Raw genomic sequence first — 18206 nt, forward strand, 5'->3', positions numbered from 1 at the left:
GTACGCCATGTTACTTGGCAGGGAACACAGTTGGATTGGCCGTAATGTAGGCATTGAGATTATCGACATTCAAGCTGCCAAAGCCAGTCGCAGCACTCCATCCGGATGCAGCCGCTTTCATGCCTGGGTAAGTGGTGCTCCAACCGGTATAGTTGACCGCATCACCGTCAACCGTTGCACTGGTCACAGGGAAGACCAGGTTCGCGTTGGATGGAATCGCAGCATACAAAGCCGAGTTCGGGAAACCCAGATTATTGCCGTGCGCCGACTCCAGGCGTGCCCAGAAGCCTGCAAACATCGGCGCCGCCATGCTGGTGCCGCCAACTACACCAGCTGCCGTACCGCCGTTGTTCGATGCGGTGATGTAGATGTAAGTGCCGCTGGCAGATGCTGCATCGAACACGATATCCGGCAATCCGCGTGTGGTGTGGCCAGTGCCGACGATGCTGGAAGTTTGCCAGGCTGGCGCGGCTTCGTTGCCGCTGAAGCCGCCGCCGGTAGACCAGATACGCACCGCTGAGCCGTCGCCAGTCGAGGCAGTGCCTTCATTCCACACTGCCTGGCCGTTGTAGGCGCCGGCAGACGTAGTGAACAAGGCTGTGCCGCCCACTGCGACAACATATGGCGAACTGGCAGGCTCGCTCACGTCATAGGTTTTTTTCTGAGTGGTGGTTTTTGCCACGCCTGGATTGCCATCGGAGTCGGTGTCGCAGTTATACGGACCGGCATCGCCTGCTGCGACGGAGAAGGTGATCCCTTGCGCCACGGCTTGTTTGAAGACGGCATCATCAGCGGCTTGCGAACCGGACGACTTGGCAGAAGCCTCGCACTCGCCCAGCGAAACGTTGACGACGCTGGCAACGTTGGCAGTGACCGCGGCATTGTAGGCGGCGGTCAGTGGCGCATCTTCCATCGACGACGCTGTATAGAAGATCAGTTGCTTGACGCCGCCCGAAGCACCGTAGATCACCTGGCTATCCAATGCCCATTCGACTTCACCGGACTCATCGGAACTCTCGGTGCCAACGTAGACCACAGTTGGTGTCAGTTTTGGCAGGCTTGGATTGTTCGTGAGGAAGGTAGCGAAGTCATTCAGGGTATACGTCATGTTCCCTTCAGAAATCGTGCCGACAACTGCTGTGGATGCAGCAGGCGTGGTGACATCGCCATAGATCGCTGGGTACTGCACTGGCGTATGGGATGTTTCCGTACCGGCTGCAGCTTGCGTGACCGTCTTCGCAGTTGCATGTACACCGCTATGCAAAACATGATGTACCGCAGCATTCTGCAGACCGAGCACAGAACCAACGATAGTGCCCAATTCGGCAGGAACCTGCGCCGGCCGGTCATTTGCAAACACGCTGCGGCCTTCATGTGTAAAACGCTTCAATGAAGTATTGAATGCCTGCGCCACCGTTGCTGCGGTGCCGTCTGCGCTCACCAGCGTGCGGTTCGAGCTGACGCTGATGTTTTTGAATCCGGCTTTGGTCAAGTGCGCTACGACTGCATCAACCTGCGCCTGGGTAGGCGAGTATTGTGCAGCGAACTGTTCTGGAGTGAGGAACTTGTGATACGAGGCATTGCCCGGTGTATGCAGCGCTTTCAGGAAGCTCTCAAGCTTGTCCTGGTTACGCAATTGCAGACTCACTGTGATGCTCTTCAATTCACCCTGCGCCATATCCACCGCGACTTTATCCGCAGTAACCGCCGCACCGGTAGTATCGTGCGTCTGTACTTTTGGCAAAAATGCTTCGGTTTTGGTCGAAACCCAGGAAGAGGTATCGACGGTCGCAGCCTGTGCGCCGATTGCTAAACATGCCAGCGAAAGCGCCAATGCCAATGCGGAGGTACGCGGGAGTGCAAAATCTCCTGCCTTTACTGCTGATGCTTTAGATTTCATCTTCTTATTCCTTTTTTTAAAGTAAGCAACATGAAACAACGTGGAGACAACTTGCAGTAACGTCAGCGCACCAAGCAACGCATCCTGAATGCAATGCACGCAAGATGAAACCTCCCTGCAGCTCGGAACCTTGAGGCGTGCACAGACAACAGATGTGCAGCACCACGCGGTTGCAAAAAAAGCAGCCGTGCATGAATACGCCAAACGTCAGATTTGCATCGCTAGTGGCGATGCGGGGATAACGGCCTTGCTACGGACTCGTTATTGGGATGGCCGTCGCGCGAGATGCGGAGATCGCGCAATCTGTACCGAAATACGGGAGGGAATATAGGAGGAAGAATCCAGGAACTGCCCGGATTGCAACTGCAGGGACACTGCATGCACTGCATACTCAACGCCGATCATCACTATTCCCTTTTAAGGATTACCGATACGACAGCATTACGCTTGTGAGGTAAGTGTCGCCACAAAAAATTCTGTCTTCCACGTTACTTTTGCTGCTTGATTCGGGTCCAGCATAAAGCGGCAGTTTCCATGCTGCAATAATTATTTATCTCCTTTTACATCTGCTTACAAATATTCCAAACTCCCGGGCATAGGGAAATTCTGCGTAAGAAAATGGACACAAAATGAAATGTCCCAGCACAAAAAGATACACACAATTTTCTGTATCGAAAGACATAAACATGCACTCATTCGGCGCGCGCCAAGCCCGCAAGCGTTAGTCCTGCAGGACGAATGCACGCAACTGGTCTGCCGACAGATCAATCAACCCGTACCGTGCACTCTGCCGGTGCGGATGCACGAAAAAAAACCACGCAATCATGATTGCGTGGTTTTCGATTTGATCCGGCTCGGTAAGAACCGCTCGCCTGATTTTATTTGCGCAGCACCAATGTGGTCGGCAAGCTGTGCAGATAAGCTGCGATGTCCTGCACTTCCTGATGCGACAGCGCCTTCGCCTGGCCGCCCATGATCGCATTGCTGCGACCGTAAGGAGCATCGCTACCGCGCTGGTAAGCGATCAAGGCATGCTGCAGATAATCCTGCGGCTGGCCGGCCAGCTTCGGATAGCTGGGATCGATCGGGCTATGGAAATCGGCGCCATGGCAGGATGCGCAGGAATATTTTTTCACTGCAGCTTCACCCGCCGCGATATTGCCGGCGGCATGGGCATTGATGAATGCGCTGGTGGAAAGAAGAAACGCCACGCCAGCAAAAATTTTTTTCATTGTGTGGGTCCCTTATTTTTGCTGCGAGTAGTAAGCCGCAATGTCCGCCATGTCCTGATCGGACAGGCTGGCCGCAATGCCGTGCATGGTTGGCATCTTGCGATCACCCTTCTGATAGGCCTTCAGCGCACTTTCGATATATTTTGCGGATTGGCCGCCCAGCATGGGCACTTGATAGACTTCCGGGAAGGTGGCTTTATAGCCTGGGATGCCATGACATCCGATACACATCGATACCTTGTTTTCAGCTGCCTTGGCATTGCCGACGATGTCCGCAGCTGCGGCCACGTTGGCAAGACTCGCAAACGCGAGAAGTGCAATTAGTTTTTTCATAATAGCTGGGTAATTGTGTTGTGCTGCGAAACTTGCCGCGAATATTGCATCAAATGCTTCAAGATATACAGCGTAGGCAGCAGATAATCTCCATTCTCCACCGCTTATACCGCAGATAAGGCAGCACTAACCGACGCGTGTTGCCGTCGCCACCCTACACTAAAAGCGATTAATTTTACCCCAAGAAACAATCAGAGTCCACGCCGGTCGATGTCAAAATCGCAGCTTTTATAGCGTTATGGCAAGCATTTTGTGCCGCTTTTCAGGTGCCCCGGCGCGCTCTTCCGAGGGCGCCGGGCACGATGCAAAAACAGCGATCAACCGAGCCGGCTGTCAGGCGGGCGCGCCATCTCGCTTGAAGTTCCGGCCACGGCACCTGGCTGCGGCGAAGCGATATCATCGTCGGCCGAAGAGTCCATGACCTCCGTCACTGCCGGTTCCGTTGGCGCCACGACCACCGGTTTTTCAGGAAAAAGGAAGGAACGCGGCGACGCACTGAAGCGCCGCAGCACCGCCCTGAACACCAGACGCCGGATACGCCTCGGCACATCGCGTGCGCGCAGCGCCAGCGTCAGCGCACAAGCGAAAGAAACACCGACGTTCAACACCCCGATGCTGGCAATACCGGCCAGCGCCAGCCAGAACTGCGGCGTCGCCAGCACTTCCCAACCGAGGCTGCTGGCGGCGGCGGTCAAGCTGCCGGTCGCCAGCGTCACGTGGCGCACATCCAGCGGCAAGCCGAAGAATTGCGCCAGCACCGGCGTCATGCCCAACAGCAGGCCCAAGGTCACGTTGCCGGCAATCTGCGCCACGTTGCGATCCAGCCATGCAGCCCAGCGCTCTGTCCGCAGTGCGCCCAGCACATACACCAGGCGACGCTGGTGCGTCAGCGCCTCACGCATCCGGCGCAGCGCAAACCAGTTATCGGCAAAGCCCGACGCCAGGCTCGACAACCAGAGCAAGATGCCGGTAAAGGCCGCGAACAAAGGCGTCGGCCCGATCAGCGACAAGCTATGCATGCTGGCCTGCGCATGCTCGGCGGTCATCATGGGCGCAGCGGTAAACAGCAAGACACCGGCAGAAATCAGCAGCATCATCGGAATCACTGCGATCAGATTGCCGAACACCGCCGCTGCCTGCGAACGCAACAGCAACGCGATTTCACTCAGCAATGCGCGCAAACCTTCGACCGTATCGAGCTGCCCCATCTTCGATGCCAGCACCGGCGCCGTCACTGCCGGCTGCTTGGTCGCCAACACGCCGCCAACCGCAGAAATTGCGATGAAACTTACGGCATAGTTCAACGAAGCGAACAGGCCTTCGAAAAACCGCGCGGCGCCGAGACCGGACAACAGCGATTTGCCAAGCACGGTAAAGGCCGTGATCACGCCGCCACGACAGGCGGCCTTGAACATGGCGCTGTACTCCTTGCTGTCGCGCGCGATGTAATGTTCACCGTGACCGGCATTGCGCTCGACCATCTTGCGCGCCAGCAGCGAGAAGCTGCGCTTCACCAAACCGCGTACCGACGAACCGTGGTGATGGGCGGCGATCAGGTCGCCCAGCAGGGCCTGGATCTGGCCCGCGCCCGGCCCTGCCTCGCGATGATGGCTCGGCGTACCGTAGATGGCGCCGCGCAACTCCACCAGCCGCGCCATACGCGTCAGTTGCGCCCGCATGCGTTCGACCCGATACACCAGGCTGACCGAGACGCCGTGCTCATCGAGATGCGCATATATCTTGTCGGTCTGCGCCTGGCACACAGCGATCAGCATGCGTACGCTGCGCAATGCCGCCTCGTCGCGCGGACTGACATACAGATACGTCTCCAGTTCGCGGCGCAACACCATGAACGGTGTCGCCTGCAATGGCGTCTTCGCATCCAGGCGCTGACGAAACGCCTTGCTGATGCCATCTGCGACTACCGTTGTCGCCAGGTGAATCAGGGCTTCGTCGATTTGTTGCTCATACGTGTGGGCGATACCGTCATCGGCGATCAGTTTCCAGACCCGCGCTACGCTTTCCTGATCCAGCTCAAGCAGCCAGTCGGCATCCTCGGAAGTCGGGAACAGTACGGTAAACAGCGCCGACAAGTCGGCCTCGAAGGGCGGCTTGGGCAGCACCAGCTTGACCAGGTGCTCGGACAGTTCGCTAAAGAAGGCCGGTTCATGCGGCAAACCGGTAGCGCAAAACAGTTCAGGACCGGCGGCCTCGCGCAGGGTTTTCTGCAATGTGGTCTGCACTACGCGCCGCACATGGCGATTTGCATCCAGCCAATCCAGCAAAAAATGCAGGCGTTGCTGCTTGACGCGCAGCAAAATTTCCTTATCCAGGAGAGAAACCTTCGGTGTATGGCGCAACCATTCGACAATATCGATGATCCAGTTGGCACGTTCCCGCCAGGCGGAAAACGGGTTGGCGCGGCGCATCAGGGTGTCCACTTGCGTGGCGTAATGCAGGCTGTCTTTTTGCTGGTGCCGTTCGCCAAGCCGAAACCGGCGCCACATCACCCGCAGGCGAAGAAATAGAATTTTCATTGGCTCTTGTGAATTGACGGTGAAGAAACTGTTATCTCAGCATCAAAATAACGCGATAGCCTTCTTAAGCCTTTAGATGAAATGGCTTAATGGCCAGCCAATTGGCCAGTTGAATCTCGTTTATACTCGGATTTATTTGCTCTCACTTTACTTCTCTTTACAATTGACAATGCGACCAGAGACACGTTTTGAAAGTTCCCCTAGCTACGTCGCCACCGACGACCTGAAACTGGCCGTGAACGCTGCATTGACACTGCAACGGCCGTTGCTGATCAAAGGCGAACCAGGCACCGGCAAGACCATGCTGGCGGAAGAAGTTGCCGCTGCGCTCAACATGCCGTTAATGCAATGGCATATCAAGTCGACCACAAAGGCGCAGCAAGGCTTGTACGAATACGATGCAGTGTCACGCCTGCGCGACTCCCAACTGGGAGACGAGCGCGTCAAGGACATTCACAACTACATCGTCAAAGGCGTCCTGTGGCAAGCCTTCAATGCCGACGAACAGGTGGTTTTATTGATTGATGAGATCGACAAAGCCGACATCGAGTTCCCCAACGATTTGCTGCGCGAACTCGACCGCATGGAATTTTACGTCTATGAAACGCGGGAAATGGTGCGCGCCAAGCATCGGCCGCTGGTCATCATTACCTCGAATAATGAAAAAGAATTACCGGACGCCTTCCTGCGCCGTTGCTTCTTCCACTACATCAAGTTTCCCGACAAGGCGACCATGCAGGAAATCGTCAATGTCCACTTCCCGAATCTGAAGAAAGATCTGCTGGCGCAAGCATTGGAAACCTTCTATCAGGTACGCGAAGTGGCGGGACTGAAAAAGAAACCGTCGACCTCCGAACTGCTGGACTGGCTCAAACTGCTGCTGGCCGAAGACATTCCGCCGGAAGCGCTGCATAGCAGCGACACCAAGGCCGTCGTGCCGCCGCTGCATGGCGCGTTGCTGAAGAATGAACAGGATGTGCATTTGTTTGAACGCCTGGTCTTCATGGCGCGGAAAAATCGATAACGCGCCCTGCCCTTCATCATGCTGATCGATTTTTTCTTCACGTTGAAAGATGCCAAGATACCGGTGTCGATCAAGGAATTCCTGATTCTGCTGGAAGCCCTCCAGCGGCAAGTCATCTCGCCTACGCTGGATAATTTCTACTATCTGGCGCGCACCACGCTGGTCAAGGACGAAGCCCACTTCGACAAATTCGACCAGGCTTTCGGCCGTTACTTCAAGGGTATCCAGACCATTTTCGAAAAGAACGCCGACATCCCGCTCGATTGGCTGGTGCAGCGCATGAAGCGCGAGCTGACGCCGGAACAATTGGCGCAACTGGAAAAATTCGGCTACGACAAGCTGATGGATCGCCTGAAAGAACTGCTGGAAGAACAAAAGGAAAGGCACGAAGGCGGCAACAAATGGATCGGCACCGGCGGCACATCGCCGTTCGGCCATGGCGGCAGCAATCCTGAAGGCATCCGCATCGGCGGCAGCGGCGGCAATCGCACCGCGGTCAAGGTCTGGGACGCGCGCGCCTACCGCGATTACGACGACGAACGCGAACTGGGCACGCGCAACATCAAGGTGGCGCTACGCCGCCTGCGCAAATTCGCGCGCGAAGGAATCGCCGAAGAACTGGCGCTGGACGACACCATCCGCGCCACCGCCAACAATGCCGGCTATCTCGACATCAAGATGCGGCCGGAACGCAAGAACAATATCAAGGTGCTGATGCTGCTCGATGTTGGCGGCACCATGGACGACCACATCGAACGCACCGAAGAACTGTTCTCGGCCGCCAAGACCGAGTTCAAGAACATGGAGTTCTTTTACTTCCACAACTGCGTCTACGATTACCTCTGGAAAAACAACCAGCGCCGCCATGCTGAACGCTTCCCGACCTGGGACATCCTGCGCAAGTACACGCCGGACACCAAACTGATCTTCGTCGGCGACGCTACCATGAGCCCGTATGAGATTCTGCAACCCGGCGGATCGGTCGAATACAACAACGAGGAAGCCGGCGCCGAATGGCTGCAGCGCTTCACCAAGACCTTCCCCAAGTTCATCTGGCTCAATCCTGAGCCGGAAGGCCTGTGGCAATACCGTCAATCGGTCGAAGTGATCCGGCAACTGATGAGCAACCGCATGTTTCCCGTGACAATGGATGGACTGGAGCGCGGCATGCGTCTGTTGAGCAAATAAAGCCTTGGATGTTTGCTTCAGCCGGCGCTTGAAGTTCAGCAGCAAGAAAAAAACAAGGGCGCCGTAGCGCCCTTGAATACCGTCGCCGGATAGTCTTTTATCTGCGCAGCGACAAAAATTTCCCCAATGCCAGCAACATCTGCGACTGATCGAGATGCCGGCTCAGGAAGCCGTCGCAAGCGGCCTCCCGGGCGCGGGCATGGTCATACACGAAGTCCTTGTCCGCCAGCAGCACAATCGCGATTCTGGTGTCCTGGTGCTGGCGCTTGATGGTTGCGCACAAATCGTAGGGATCTATGTTCGGCAAGTGCGGGTTGATCAGCACGATCGAGATGGTCTGGCTGGCATAAACCTCAGCCGCCGCATCGGCACTGCCGACCCACTCGACCGGCACCACATGATGCGCCATCGCCATGGCCAGGTCGTCGCGAAATGTCGATTGCGTGTCGATCACCAGGATACGATCGATCTGCGGCGATTGCACCCGCATCCGTTCATATTCGACCGGATCGGTCAGATCCAGGTCCAGGCGTTCGCGCCGGCGCCGGTCCGGAGCGCCATGCGCCAGCGCCATGTCCGAGGGATTCTGCTTGGCCAGCATGACGAGACGGCGCTCAATCAAACCGTCCAGTGCTTCAAACAGCTTGAGCCAGCGAATCGGCCGTGCGACCGTGGTATACGGCAGCTCCAGGTCGGGAGTGCCGACCAGCAGCGCAGGCCGCAAGTTATTCGGCTCCATGTCGGCAAGGATTGCCAGCGCCTTGAGATCGTCGGCATTGACCAGATATAGGTCGGGTTCTTGCAGGCTGTCCGCAGACAGGCGATGGTATTGTTTCTCGCGATTCTGTTCCACCGAAAAGGTGGCATCGAAAATATTGATTTCACGGGCGGAAAAACCGATGAAACGAATGGCGAATGGTGCGTTATGATTTTTCATTATTTTTAGACTCCCTTGATACGCGGACACCGACGAAGGAATAATATCAGCGTCCTTATTTGCATTTTATTTTTATCAACACATGTGCAAAACAACAACATTTTCTTGCCGAAGATCAACTGTGCAATAGCCCGATTTCAGCGAGTTTTCCCGGATATTTCTGGTTGACTGCGCGGCTTGAACAACGACCGGGCTTTTTTTCATTAGAATGCGCACAGGATAATAACCAGCATTACCCGATTTAGTTGCAAATTAACAATAAGTTACACTTAACCCAACAGAGCTGAATGGCAACCAAAAAATCACCGCAGTCTGACTACAGCGAATCATCAATCCGAGTATTGAAGGGCCTGGAACCGGTCAAGCAGCGTCCGGGCATGTACACCCGCACCGAAAATCCGCTGCACATCATCCAGGAAGTCATCGACAACGCCTCGGATGAAGCACTCGGCGGATTTTGCAAGAACATCCTGGTCACCCTCAACGTCGACGGCAGCGTCAGCGTCGAGGACGATGGCCGCGGCATCCCGGTCGGGATGCACCCGGAAGAAAAAGTCCCGACGGTGGAAATCGTATTCACGCGATTGCATGCCGGCGGCAAATTCGACAAGGGCAGCGGCGGCGCCTACTCGTTTTCCGGCGGCCTGCACGGGGTTGGCGTATCGGTGACCAACGCCCTCTCCTCGCGTCTGGAAATCACGGTCTGGCGCGAAGGCGGCGTGCATCACATGGTGTTCGCCGACGGTGACGTGATCGAAAAGCTCAGTACGCGCCCGATTGGTCGCGACGACAAGAAATCCGGCACCCGCGTCACCGCCTGGCCGAATCCGAAATACTTTGATTCGCCGGCCATCTCGCAACCGGAACTGCAGCGTCTGCTGCGCTCCAAGGCAGTGCTGCTGCCGGGCGTCAAAGTCACGCTGCTCAACGCCAAGACCGGCGACAGCCAGACCTGGCAGTACGACCAGGGCTTGCGCGGCTACCTGATGGAATCGCTGGCGCAATCGTCGAATGCCGAGCCGCTGATCCCGCTGTTCGAAGGCGAGCAATACGCCGGCGCCGATGCCGAAGGTTTTGCCGAAGGTGAAGGCGCGGCATGGGTTGTGGCCTGGACCGAAGATGGCGCCATCGTGCGCGAATCGTATGTCAACCTGATCCCGACTTCCGCCGGCGGCACCCACGAATCGGGCTTGCGCGAAGGCTTGTTCGGCGCGGTCAAGAGTTTCGTCGAAATGCACTCGCTGCTGCCGAAGGGCGTCAAGCTGTTGCCGGAAGACGTGTTTGCGCGCGTCTCCTTCGTCTTGTCGGCCAAGGTGCTGGACCCGCAGTTCCAGGGCCAGATCAAGGAGCGTTTGAACTCACGCGATGCGGTGCGCCTGGTGTCCACCTACACCCGGCCGGCGCTGGAGCTGTGGCTGAACCAGCACGTCGAATACGGCAAGAAGCTGGCCGACCTGGTTATCAAGCAGGCGCAGAATCGTTTGCGCTCGGCACAAAAGGTCGAGAAGAAAAAATCCTCCGGCGTTGCCGTGTTGCCGGGCAAGCTGACCGATTGCGAATCCAGCGACATCACCCGCAACGAACTGTTCCTGGTCGAGGGCGATTCTGCCGGCGGCTCCGCCAAGATGGGCCGCGACAAGGAATTCCAGGCCATCCTGCCATTGCGCGGCAAGGTGCTCAATTCGTGGGAAACCGAGCGCGACCGGCTGTTCGCCAATAATGAAATCCACGATATCGCGGTGGCCATCGGTGTCGACCCTCACAACCGCGGCGACAGCATCGATTTCAGCGGCCTGCGTTACGGCAAAATCTGCATCCTGTCCGATGCGGACGTCGACGGCTCGCACATCCAGGTGCTGTTGCTGACCCTGTTCTTCCGCCATTTCCCGCAACTGATTGACCGCGGCAACATCTGCATCGCCCGGCCGCCGCTGTATCGCGTCGACGCACCGGCGCGCGGCAAGAAGCCAGCGCAGAAAATCTATGCGCTGGACGATGGCGAACTGGAAGCCACGGAAGATAAATTGCGCAAGGATGGCGTCAAGGACGGCGCCTGGAGCATTTCCCGCTTCAAAGGCTTGGGCGAAATGAATGCCGAACAGTTGTGGGAAACCACGATGAATCCGGATACCCGTCGCTTGCTGCCGGTAACACTCGGCACTTTCGATCTGGAAGCCTCGGAAAACCGCTTCAACATGTTGATGGGTAAAGGCGAAGCGGCAGCGCGGCGCGCCTGGATCGAAGAGCATGGCAATGAAGCCGAGGCGGATATTTGATAAGTTGCCAATTGGTAAAGCCGGCGCCTTTATCGGCGTCGGCAATCCATATCGGCAAAACGTATTATGATGGGCGGAGTTTTATGTGTCGCACGCTCCCGCGGCCAGCCCGCCAGGGCTGTTACCAGCAACTTCGATCATCCCCGCAACATGCGTCAGCGCCGCAGCAGCGTGCAACAGTTTTACCCAAGATTTTTACTGCCACCCGTCGTACGGACAGGCAAACTCCAAGGACATTGTTTTTAATGAAATACCGCAATACCAATACCTTTCGTGTTGGTTGCCGATAGCAGATGAACAAGCTTCGCCATCATCTGGGCCAACTCTTCACAGAATTCCTGCTGACGCTCGCGCTGCTGAGCGCGGCTGGCGGAGCGCGTGCGGATATCTTCGGCTACATCGATGCGGATGGCGCAGGTCACTTCTCGACCGAAAAACTGGACAATCGTTATCAACTCTTCATGCGCGGCGATGCCGCATTCGATTCGTCGCAACTGATGGCCGACAAGGGCACGCCGCTCAATCCGAAACTGCGCGACAGCCCGCTGTTCCGTTACTTGTCGCAGCATCCCAATCTGAAGAAATATGAAGCGCTGGTGAATCAGGCTGCGCGCGAGTTCGCACTTGAACCGGCGTTGCTGAAAGCAGTGATGGCAGCCGAATCCGGCTTCAATCCCGGCGCGGTCTCGCCCAAGGGCGCGATCGGCCTGATGCAGATCATGCCAGCCACCGCCGAACGTTATGGCCTCACCGGCGACAACAAAAAACCGGTTGAACAAAAACTGACAGACCCACGCACCAACATCCGGCTCGGCGCGCGTTACCTGCGCGACTTGCGAAATATGTTCCCGTCGCGGCCAGACCTGGTGATTGCATCCTATAATGCCGGCGAAGGCGCGGTGCAGAAGTACAACAACCAGGTGCCGCCGTTTACGGAAACGCGCAACTACGTACAACTGGTGCGCCAGTTCTACCAGTTGTACAAACCGGCATTCGGCGAGATCACGATGGGCAGCAACGGTAGCAGCGACGGCAGCAACCTGAAGCGCGTCCATCTGGTCATTCCCGGGCGCAGCAATATGCCGCCTCCGATGACAGAAGCCGGTACGCTGCCGAATCCGCCTGCCATCTCGTCAACACCAGCCATACCTGCGGCGGCAACGCCATTTATCGAATAATTTGCTGAATCTCCATGACTGACCAAAACGATCTATTTGCCACCCCGGACGCCCCTTCCCCTGATGCAGAATCGTTAACGCTTGCCACTTTCGCCGAACGCGCTTACCTCGACTACGCCATTTCCGTCGTCAAGGGCCGCGCCCTGCCGGACGTCTCCGACGGCCAGAAACCGGTGCAGCGCCGCATCCTGTATGCGATGAACGAACTCGGCCTGAACGCCGCCGCCAAGCCGCGCAAATCGGCGCTGGTAGTCGGCGATGTGCTCGGTAAACTGCACCCGCATGGCGACCAATCGGTATACGACGCGCTGGTGCGCATGACCCAGGATTTCTCGCTACGCTATCCGCTGGTCGACGGCCAGGGTAACTTCGGCTCACGCGACGGCGACGGCGCCGCAGCGATGCGATATACCGAAGCACGGTTGACGCCGATCGCCCGCCTGCTGCTGGAAGAAATCGACATGGGCACCGTCGATTTCCAGCCCAACTATGACGGTTCGACCGAAGAACCACGGCTGCTACCGGCGCGCCTGCCGTTCGTGCTGCTGAACGGCGCCTCCGGGATTGCAGTCGGCCTGGCCACCGAAATTCCATCGCACAATCTGCAGGAAGTCGCCAAGGCGGCGGTGGCGCTGATCCGCAATCCAGCGTTGAGTCATGCCGAACTGATGCAGATCATTCCCGGCCCGGACTTCCCGGGTGGTGGTCAGATCATTACTTCGCCTACCGCCATTTCGGAGATGTACGAGAGCGGCCGCGGCAGCCTGAAAGTGCGTGCCACCTGGAAGATCGAAGACCTGGCGCGCGGCCAGTGGCAAGCCGTTGTCACCGAACTGCCACCTGGCGCTTCCTCGCAAAAAATCCTGGAAGAAATCGAGGAGCTGACCAATCCGAAGATCAAGCTCGGCAAGAAGACCCTGACGCCGGAACAACTGGCGCTCAAGACGTCCATCTTGTCAGTGCTCGATACCGTGCGCGACGAATCCGGACGCGATGCGCCGGTGCGACTGGTGTTCGAGCCAAAATCGAAGAACCTCGATCAGACCGAATTCACCAACATGCTGTTGGCGCACACCTCGCTGGAAAGCAGCGCCTCGATCAACCTGGTGATGATCGGCGGCGATGGCCGTCCGCGCCAGAAGGGCCTGGGCATGATCCTGCGCGAGTGGATCACTTTCCGCTTCGCCACCATCACGCGTCGCTCGCAATACAAGTTACAGAAAATCGAAGACCGCATCCATATTCTCGAAGGCCGCGAAGCGATCCTGCTGAATATCGACAAGGTCATCAAGATCATTCGCGAATCGGACGAGCCGAAGCCGGCGCTGATCGCCGCATTCAAGCTGTCCGACCGCCAGGCCGAAGACATTCTGGAAATCCGCCTGCGCCAATTGGCGCGCCTGGAAACCATCAAGATCCAGCAGGAACTGGCCGAGCTGCGCAACGAGAAAGCCACGTTGCAAGACCTGCTCGACAATCCGGCATCGATGAAGCGCCTGGTCATCAAGGAAATCGAAGCCGACCAGAAACAGTTCGGCGATGCCCGTCGTACATTGATCGAAGCAGCCGAAAAGGCCGTGGTGGAAACCAAGGTTGTCGATGAACCGGTGACCGTCATCATTTCGCAAAAAGGCTGGGTACGGGCGCGCACCGGCCATGGCCATGACGCCAGCCAGTTCGCCTTCAAGGCCGGCGATACGCTGTACGGCGCATTCGAATGCCGCACCATCGACAACCTGCTGACCTTCGGTTCCAACGGCCGCATCTATTCGGTGCCAGTGTCGACATTACCGAACGCACGCGGCGACGGCGTGCCGATCACAACCTTGATCGACCTCGCCAGCGGCAGCAGCGTGCTGCACTACTTCGCTGGCCCATCAGACCGCACATTGTTGCTGGCATCGTCGGGCGGCTATGGCTTTACCGCCAAGATCGGCGACATGCTGAGCCGGGTCAAGGCCGGCAAAGCCTTCATCACGCTCGACGAAGGCGACCTGTCGCTGCCGCCACAAGCGCTCGACGGCAGCGTCAGCGCGATTGCCTGCCTGTCGGAAAAGGGACGCCTGCTAGTGTTCGGCCTGGACGAATGCAAAGCGCTCAGCAACGGCGGCCGCGGCGTGATCCTGATGGAACTGGAAGCCAACGAGAAGCTGCTGGCGGCGCAACCGATCAGCCAGCGCGGGGTTGTAGTGTCCGGCATCGGCCGTGGCGGCAAAGCGCAGCAGGTAGCCTTGTCGGCATCGGGGCTTGCGCCACATATCGGCAAGCGCGCCCGTAAGGGGAAAGTGCTGGAATCGAAACTGAAGCCGGTGACATTGACCGCACAGACCTGATGTAAAAACCCGTAGGGTGGGCAGGAAGTTCTGCCCACGCGTCACCCCAAATTTCGCGTGGGCACAAGTGCCCGCCCTGCTTGTCTGCCTGCGTTATCTCGCAAAACTTGCGTTAACATAACCGTCACCAGATACGGAAAATTCTTAAAAACTATTAAGAATTGTCTGAAATTTGGTCGAAATGTTAATTATCCTTGACGCTAAACAACGGATTAACGATATTGATGGGCCTGACGCGGCCTTGGGCCGCATGGCCTCTACGGTCAATCGCCTTAATTCATCTGTTTGAAAAGAGATAACATGAAAACCAAATTGATCGCTCCCATCCTTTCCGTCTCCATGCTGATCGCCGCGCATGCACACGCGGACACAGTCAATTGCGCGACCAAAGCCGAACGGATCCAAACGCAGCTCGATATCGCCCAAAAAGCGGGCAACACCAATCAAGTCGCCGGCCTGGAAAAGGCGCTGAAGGAAACCCAACAACATTGCACCGATGCCGGCCAAATCCGGCATGCGGAAAAAGAGGTGCGAGAACAACAGGCTGATGTAGAAGAAGCCAAGCAGGACATCAGCAAGGCAGAAGCCAAATTGCGCGAAGCACAAGCCAGCGGCAATGCCAAGAAAATCGAGAAGGCGCAAAAGAAGCTGACTGAAAAACAAGCCGATCTGCAAGAAGAACTGGAAGAGCTGCGCGCTGCGCAAGCGGATCTGTCTGCCTTAAAGAACTGACAGAACTGACGCATCAACAAGCCGAAGATCGTCTCGGCAATCTGAAAAAGGAGGATTTTCCTCCTTTTTTATTATCCGCAGGAAAAAATGGGGTCAGAGTCAAATTAATTTAATTCGACTCTGACCCCAATTGTTTCTAGGCGATGCAGATGCTACGTAACTCCGCTGCAAAACGCTCTACCGTTTCCGGCTGCGTGTCCCAGGCACACATCAGGCGGCAACCGCCGGCGCCGATGAATTGGTAGAACTTCCAACCGCCCGCTCGCATTGCCTGGGCGGCATGGTTCGGCAGCTCCGCGAAAACGGCATTCGATTCCGGCTCGAACAGTACCCGCACGCCGGGAATATCGCGCAGGCGCTGATGCAGCAATTTCGCCATGGCGTTTGCATGGCGGGCGTTGCGCAGCCAGACATCGTTGTCGAGCAAGCCGAGCCAGGGTGCGGAAATGAAACGCATCTTGGATGCGAGTTGACCGGCCTGCTTGACGCGATAGGCGAAATCCTCGGCCAGCACCTTGTCGAAGAACACCACCACCTCACCTACCGGCAGACCGTTCTTGGTACCGCCGAAGCACAATACATCGACGCCAGCGCGCCAGGTGATCTCGGAAGGATGCACATTCAGCGAAGCCACCGCATTGGCAAAGCGCGCGCCATCCATGTGCACGCGCAGCTGACGGCGCTTGGCGATGGCGGCGATCGCGCGGACTTCCTCGACGGTATAGACGGTGCCGACTTCGGTCGATTGCGTGATGCTGACCACTTTCGGCCGCGGGTAATGGATATCGGCACGCTTGGTCACCAACGCCTCGATCGCATCCGGCGTCAGCTTGCCGTTCTCGCCTTTGGCAGTCAGCAGCTTGGAACCGTTGGAAAAGAATTCAGGACCGCCGCACTCATCGGTTTCGATGTGCGCCAGCTCATGACAAATCACCGAGTGATAGGACTGGCACAACGACGCCAACGCCAGCGAATTGGCGGCGGTGCCGTTGAACACGAAGAAGACCTCGCAGTCGGTCTGGAACAGGTCGCGCATGCGATCGCACACGCGTTGGGTCCAGGCGTCGTCGCCATAGGACGACTCGTGGCCGCTGTCATTGCTCTTGAGCAGATACTCAAGCGCTTCCGGACAAATGCCGGCTTGGTTGTCGGAGGCAAATTGTTGCATGGAGCACCTTTGATCGATGTGGACAACTACAAATGACAAACTATGAACCGCCAAGGGCCAGCGCCCGCTCGCACGATATGTGCTGCAGGCGCCGGCCCCGGCTTGCTACCTTGCATCCTGCCTGGACAGCATCGCTGCCAGGCAGTACCGCGCATTCAACTCAAATCTTCGATGCAATCAGCTTGCCCAGACGTTCAATCCCTTCGCGGATCTTGGCCGGAGGGACTGTCACGAAGCTCAGGCGCAGCGTATGTTTTTCCGGGGTATTGCCGTAGAACGGCGCACCTGGAACAAACGCGACATGCTGTTCGACTGCTTCGTCGAGCAGCTTCATGCTGTCGATATGCTTCGGCAAAGTCACCCAGATGAACATGCCGCCTTCCGGCTTGGTCCAGCTGCACTCGCTTGGGAAGTAGGTTTTCAACGCATCCAGCATGGCGTCGCACTGGTCCGAGTACAGCTTGCGGATGGTCGGGATGTGCTCATTGAGGAAGCCATCCTTGATGGTGTTGTAGACCACCATTTGCGTCAGTTGCGCGGTATGCAGGTCGGTTGCTTGCTTGGCCTGCTCCAGCTTTTCGATCAGCGGCCGTGGCGCAACCACGTAACCCAAACGGATGCCTGGCGTCAGAATCTTGGAGAACGAACCCATGTAAATCACCCCGCCCGGATTCATGCTGAGCATCTTCGGCAGCGGTTCGGTACGATAGCTGAGAGCGCCGTAAGGATCGTCTTCGATCAGCGGCAGGCCGAGCCGGGCGCAGATGTCGACCAGCGCGTGGCGACGCTCCACCGACAGCGTACGGCCAGTCGGGTTCTGGAAGTTCGGCAATGCGTACAGCATGCGCGCGCCCTGCCCCAGCGTCGCCACCGTCTCCGGCAGCAAACCGCCTTCATCGCTCGGCACCGACACGAATTCCGGACCGTACAGCGAGAATGCCTGCAATGCGCCGAGGTAGCTCGGCGTCTCGACCAGCACTTTGCTGCCTTCGTCGATCAGCACCTTGCCCAGCAGATCCAGGCCTTGCTGCGAACCGGAGGTCATCAGCACCTGGTTCGGCAAAATCTTGGCGCCGTTGGTCGACAGCGAATCGGCTACCCACTCGCGCAGCGGGCCGTAGCCATCGGTCGGGCCGTATTGCAACGCCACTTTGCCTTGCTCGGACAATACCTTGTCGAATGCCACCTTCAATTGCTCGACCGGGAAAGTCGCCGGCGACGGCAGGCCACCGGCGAACGAAATGATTTCCGGACGCATGGTGATCTTCAGGATTTCGCGAATGGCAGAGCTTTGCAGTTTCTGTGCACGCTCCGAAAAACGCCATTCAAGCGGGGTTGGATTTTCGATTTTCATATGATTCTCTTCAA

General features: G+C 57.3%; 13 protein-coding genes. 6 read left to right on the plus strand and 7 right to left on the minus strand.

What is annotated here, in order from left to right; translation table 11 throughout:
* Window positions 1–10: 10 nt before the first annotated feature.
* The 4 genes from ACIPF8_RS13515 to ACIPF8_RS13530 form a co-directional block, all read right to left on the minus strand.
* Window positions 11–1900 (minus strand): protease pro-enzyme activation domain-containing protein, encoded by a 1890-nt coding sequence (locus tag ACIPF8_RS13515; RefSeq protein WP_400421691.1) that lies wholly within the window; start codon window positions 1898–1900, stop codon window positions 11–13.
* Between the two features lie 878 nt (window positions 1901–2778).
* Window positions 2779–3132 carry a c-type cytochrome gene (locus ACIPF8_RS13520; RefSeq protein WP_400421693.1) on the minus strand — a complete coding sequence of 118 codons (354 nt, stop codon included), beginning with the start codon at window positions 3130–3132 and terminating at the stop codon, window positions 2779–2781.
* Between the two features lie 12 nt (window positions 3133–3144).
* On the minus strand, window positions 3145–3465 hold the full coding sequence (locus ACIPF8_RS13525; protein WP_061533108.1) for a cytochrome c: 321 nt from the start codon (window positions 3463–3465) through the stop codon (window positions 3145–3147).
* A gap of 317 nt (window positions 3466–3782) precedes the next feature.
* Window positions 3783–6002, minus strand: a complete 2220-nt coding sequence (locus ACIPF8_RS13530) for a site-specific recombinase (protein ID WP_400421695.1) — start codon at window positions 6000–6002, stop codon at window positions 3783–3785.
* Window positions 6003–6171: 169 nt separating this feature from the next.
* Between ACIPF8_RS13530 and ACIPF8_RS13535 the strand changes: the two genes are divergently transcribed.
* Both ACIPF8_RS13535 and ACIPF8_RS13540 read left to right on the plus strand, forming a co-directional pair.
* Entirely contained in the window at window positions 6172–7026 is an 855-nt protein-coding gene (locus tag ACIPF8_RS13535; protein ID WP_400421697.1) for an AAA family ATPase, read from the plus strand.
* 18 nt (window positions 7027–7044) lie between these two features.
* A complete protein-coding gene (locus ACIPF8_RS13540; RefSeq protein ID WP_061537122.1) occupies window positions 7045–8214 on the plus strand; it encodes a VWA domain-containing protein in 1170 nt (389 codons plus the stop codon).
* Window positions 8215–8311: 97 nt separating this feature from the next.
* Here the strand turns inward: ACIPF8_RS13540 and ACIPF8_RS13545 are convergent, their stop codons facing one another.
* Window positions 8312–9151, minus strand: coding sequence for a two-component system response regulator (locus ACIPF8_RS13545; RefSeq protein ID WP_400421699.1), 840 nt, complete (start codon window positions 9149–9151; stop codon window positions 8312–8314).
* Between the two features lie 287 nt (window positions 9152–9438).
* Here ACIPF8_RS13545 and ACIPF8_RS13550 point away from each other — a divergent pair, with 287 nt between their 5' ends.
* The 4 genes from ACIPF8_RS13550 (at window position 9439) to ACIPF8_RS13565 (ending at window position 15670) form a co-directional block, all read left to right on the plus strand.
* Window positions 9439–11427, plus strand: a complete 1989-nt coding sequence (locus ACIPF8_RS13550; protein ID WP_400421700.1) for a DNA topoisomerase IV subunit B — start codon at window positions 9439–9441, stop codon at window positions 11425–11427.
* Between the two features lie 293 nt (window positions 11428–11720).
* Window positions 11721–12605, plus strand: coding sequence for a lytic transglycosylase domain-containing protein (locus tag ACIPF8_RS13555; RefSeq protein WP_400421702.1), 885 nt, complete (start codon window positions 11721–11723; stop codon window positions 12603–12605).
* A 14-nt stretch (window positions 12606–12619) separates the two neighbouring features.
* Window positions 12620–14938: a DNA topoisomerase IV subunit A gene (gene parC, locus ACIPF8_RS13560; RefSeq protein ID WP_400421703.1), complete on the plus strand. Its 2319-nt coding sequence runs from the start codon at window positions 12620–12622 to the stop codon at window positions 14936–14938.
* A 300-nt stretch (window positions 14939–15238) separates the two neighbouring features.
* Window positions 15239–15670: a DUF1090 domain-containing protein gene (locus ACIPF8_RS13565; RefSeq protein WP_400421705.1), complete on the plus strand. Its 432-nt coding sequence runs from the start codon at window positions 15239–15241 to the stop codon at window positions 15668–15670.
* Window positions 15671–15806: 136 nt separating this feature from the next.
* Here ACIPF8_RS13565 and ACIPF8_RS13570 read toward each other — a convergent pair whose 3' ends face one another.
* The gene (locus ACIPF8_RS13570; protein WP_400421707.1) at window positions 15807–16838 is read right to left on the minus strand and encodes a threonine aldolase family protein; all 1032 of its coding nucleotides are present in this window, start codon (window positions 16836–16838) and stop codon (window positions 15807–15809) included.
* A gap of 160 nt (window positions 16839–16998) precedes the next feature.
* A complete protein-coding gene (locus ACIPF8_RS13575; RefSeq protein WP_400421709.1) occupies window positions 16999–18192 on the minus strand; it encodes a PLP-dependent aminotransferase family protein in 1194 nt (397 codons plus the stop codon).
* Window positions 18193–18206 lie beyond the last annotated feature (14 nt).

This window comes from Collimonas sp. NPDC087041 (assembly GCF_044745265.1).
Taxonomy (GTDB): Bacteria; Pseudomonadota; Gammaproteobacteria; order Burkholderiales; family Burkholderiaceae_D; genus Collimonas.

Excerpts from the sequence above, each read along its gene's own strand:
- ACIPF8_RS13515 (WP_400421691.1), bottom strand. The coding sequence starts at position 1,900 with ATGAAATCTAAAGCATCAGCAGTAAAGGCAGGAGATTTTGCACTCCCG.
- ACIPF8_RS13520 (WP_400421693.1), bottom strand. The coding sequence starts at position 3,132 with ATGAAAAAAATTTTTGCTGGCGTGGCGTTTCTTCTTTCCACCAGCGCA.
- ACIPF8_RS13525 (WP_061533108.1), bottom strand. The coding sequence starts at position 3,465 with ATGAAAAAACTAATTGCACTTCTCGCGTTTGCGAGTCTTGCCAACGTG.
- ACIPF8_RS13530 (WP_400421695.1), bottom strand. The coding sequence starts at position 6,002 with ATGAAAATTCTATTTCTTCGCCTGCGGGTGATGTGGCGCCGGTTTCGG.
- ACIPF8_RS13535 (WP_400421697.1), top strand. The coding sequence starts at position 6,172 with ATGCGACCAGAGACACGTTTTGAAAGTTCCCCTAGCTACGTCGCCACC.
- ACIPF8_RS13540 (WP_061537122.1), top strand. The coding sequence starts at position 7,045 with ATGCTGATCGATTTTTTCTTCACGTTGAAAGATGCCAAGATACCGGTG.
- ACIPF8_RS13545 (WP_400421699.1), bottom strand. The coding sequence starts at position 9,151 with ATGAAAAATCATAACGCACCATTCGCCATTCGTTTCATCGGTTTTTCC.
- ACIPF8_RS13550 (WP_400421700.1), top strand. The coding sequence starts at position 9,439 with ATGGCAACCAAAAAATCACCGCAGTCTGACTACAGCGAATCATCAATC.
- ACIPF8_RS13555 (WP_400421702.1), top strand. The coding sequence starts at position 11,721 with ATGAACAAGCTTCGCCATCATCTGGGCCAACTCTTCACAGAATTCCTG.
- parC (WP_400421703.1), top strand. The coding sequence starts at position 12,620 with ATGACTGACCAAAACGATCTATTTGCCACCCCGGACGCCCCTTCCCCT.
- ACIPF8_RS13565 (WP_400421705.1), top strand. The coding sequence starts at position 15,239 with ATGAAAACCAAATTGATCGCTCCCATCCTTTCCGTCTCCATGCTGATC.
- ACIPF8_RS13570 (WP_400421707.1), bottom strand. The coding sequence starts at position 16,838 with ATGCAACAATTTGCCTCCGACAACCAAGCCGGCATTTGTCCGGAAGCG.
- ACIPF8_RS13575 (WP_400421709.1), bottom strand. The coding sequence starts at position 18,192 with ATGAAAATCGAAAATCCAACCCCGCTTGAATGGCGTTTTTCGGAGCGT.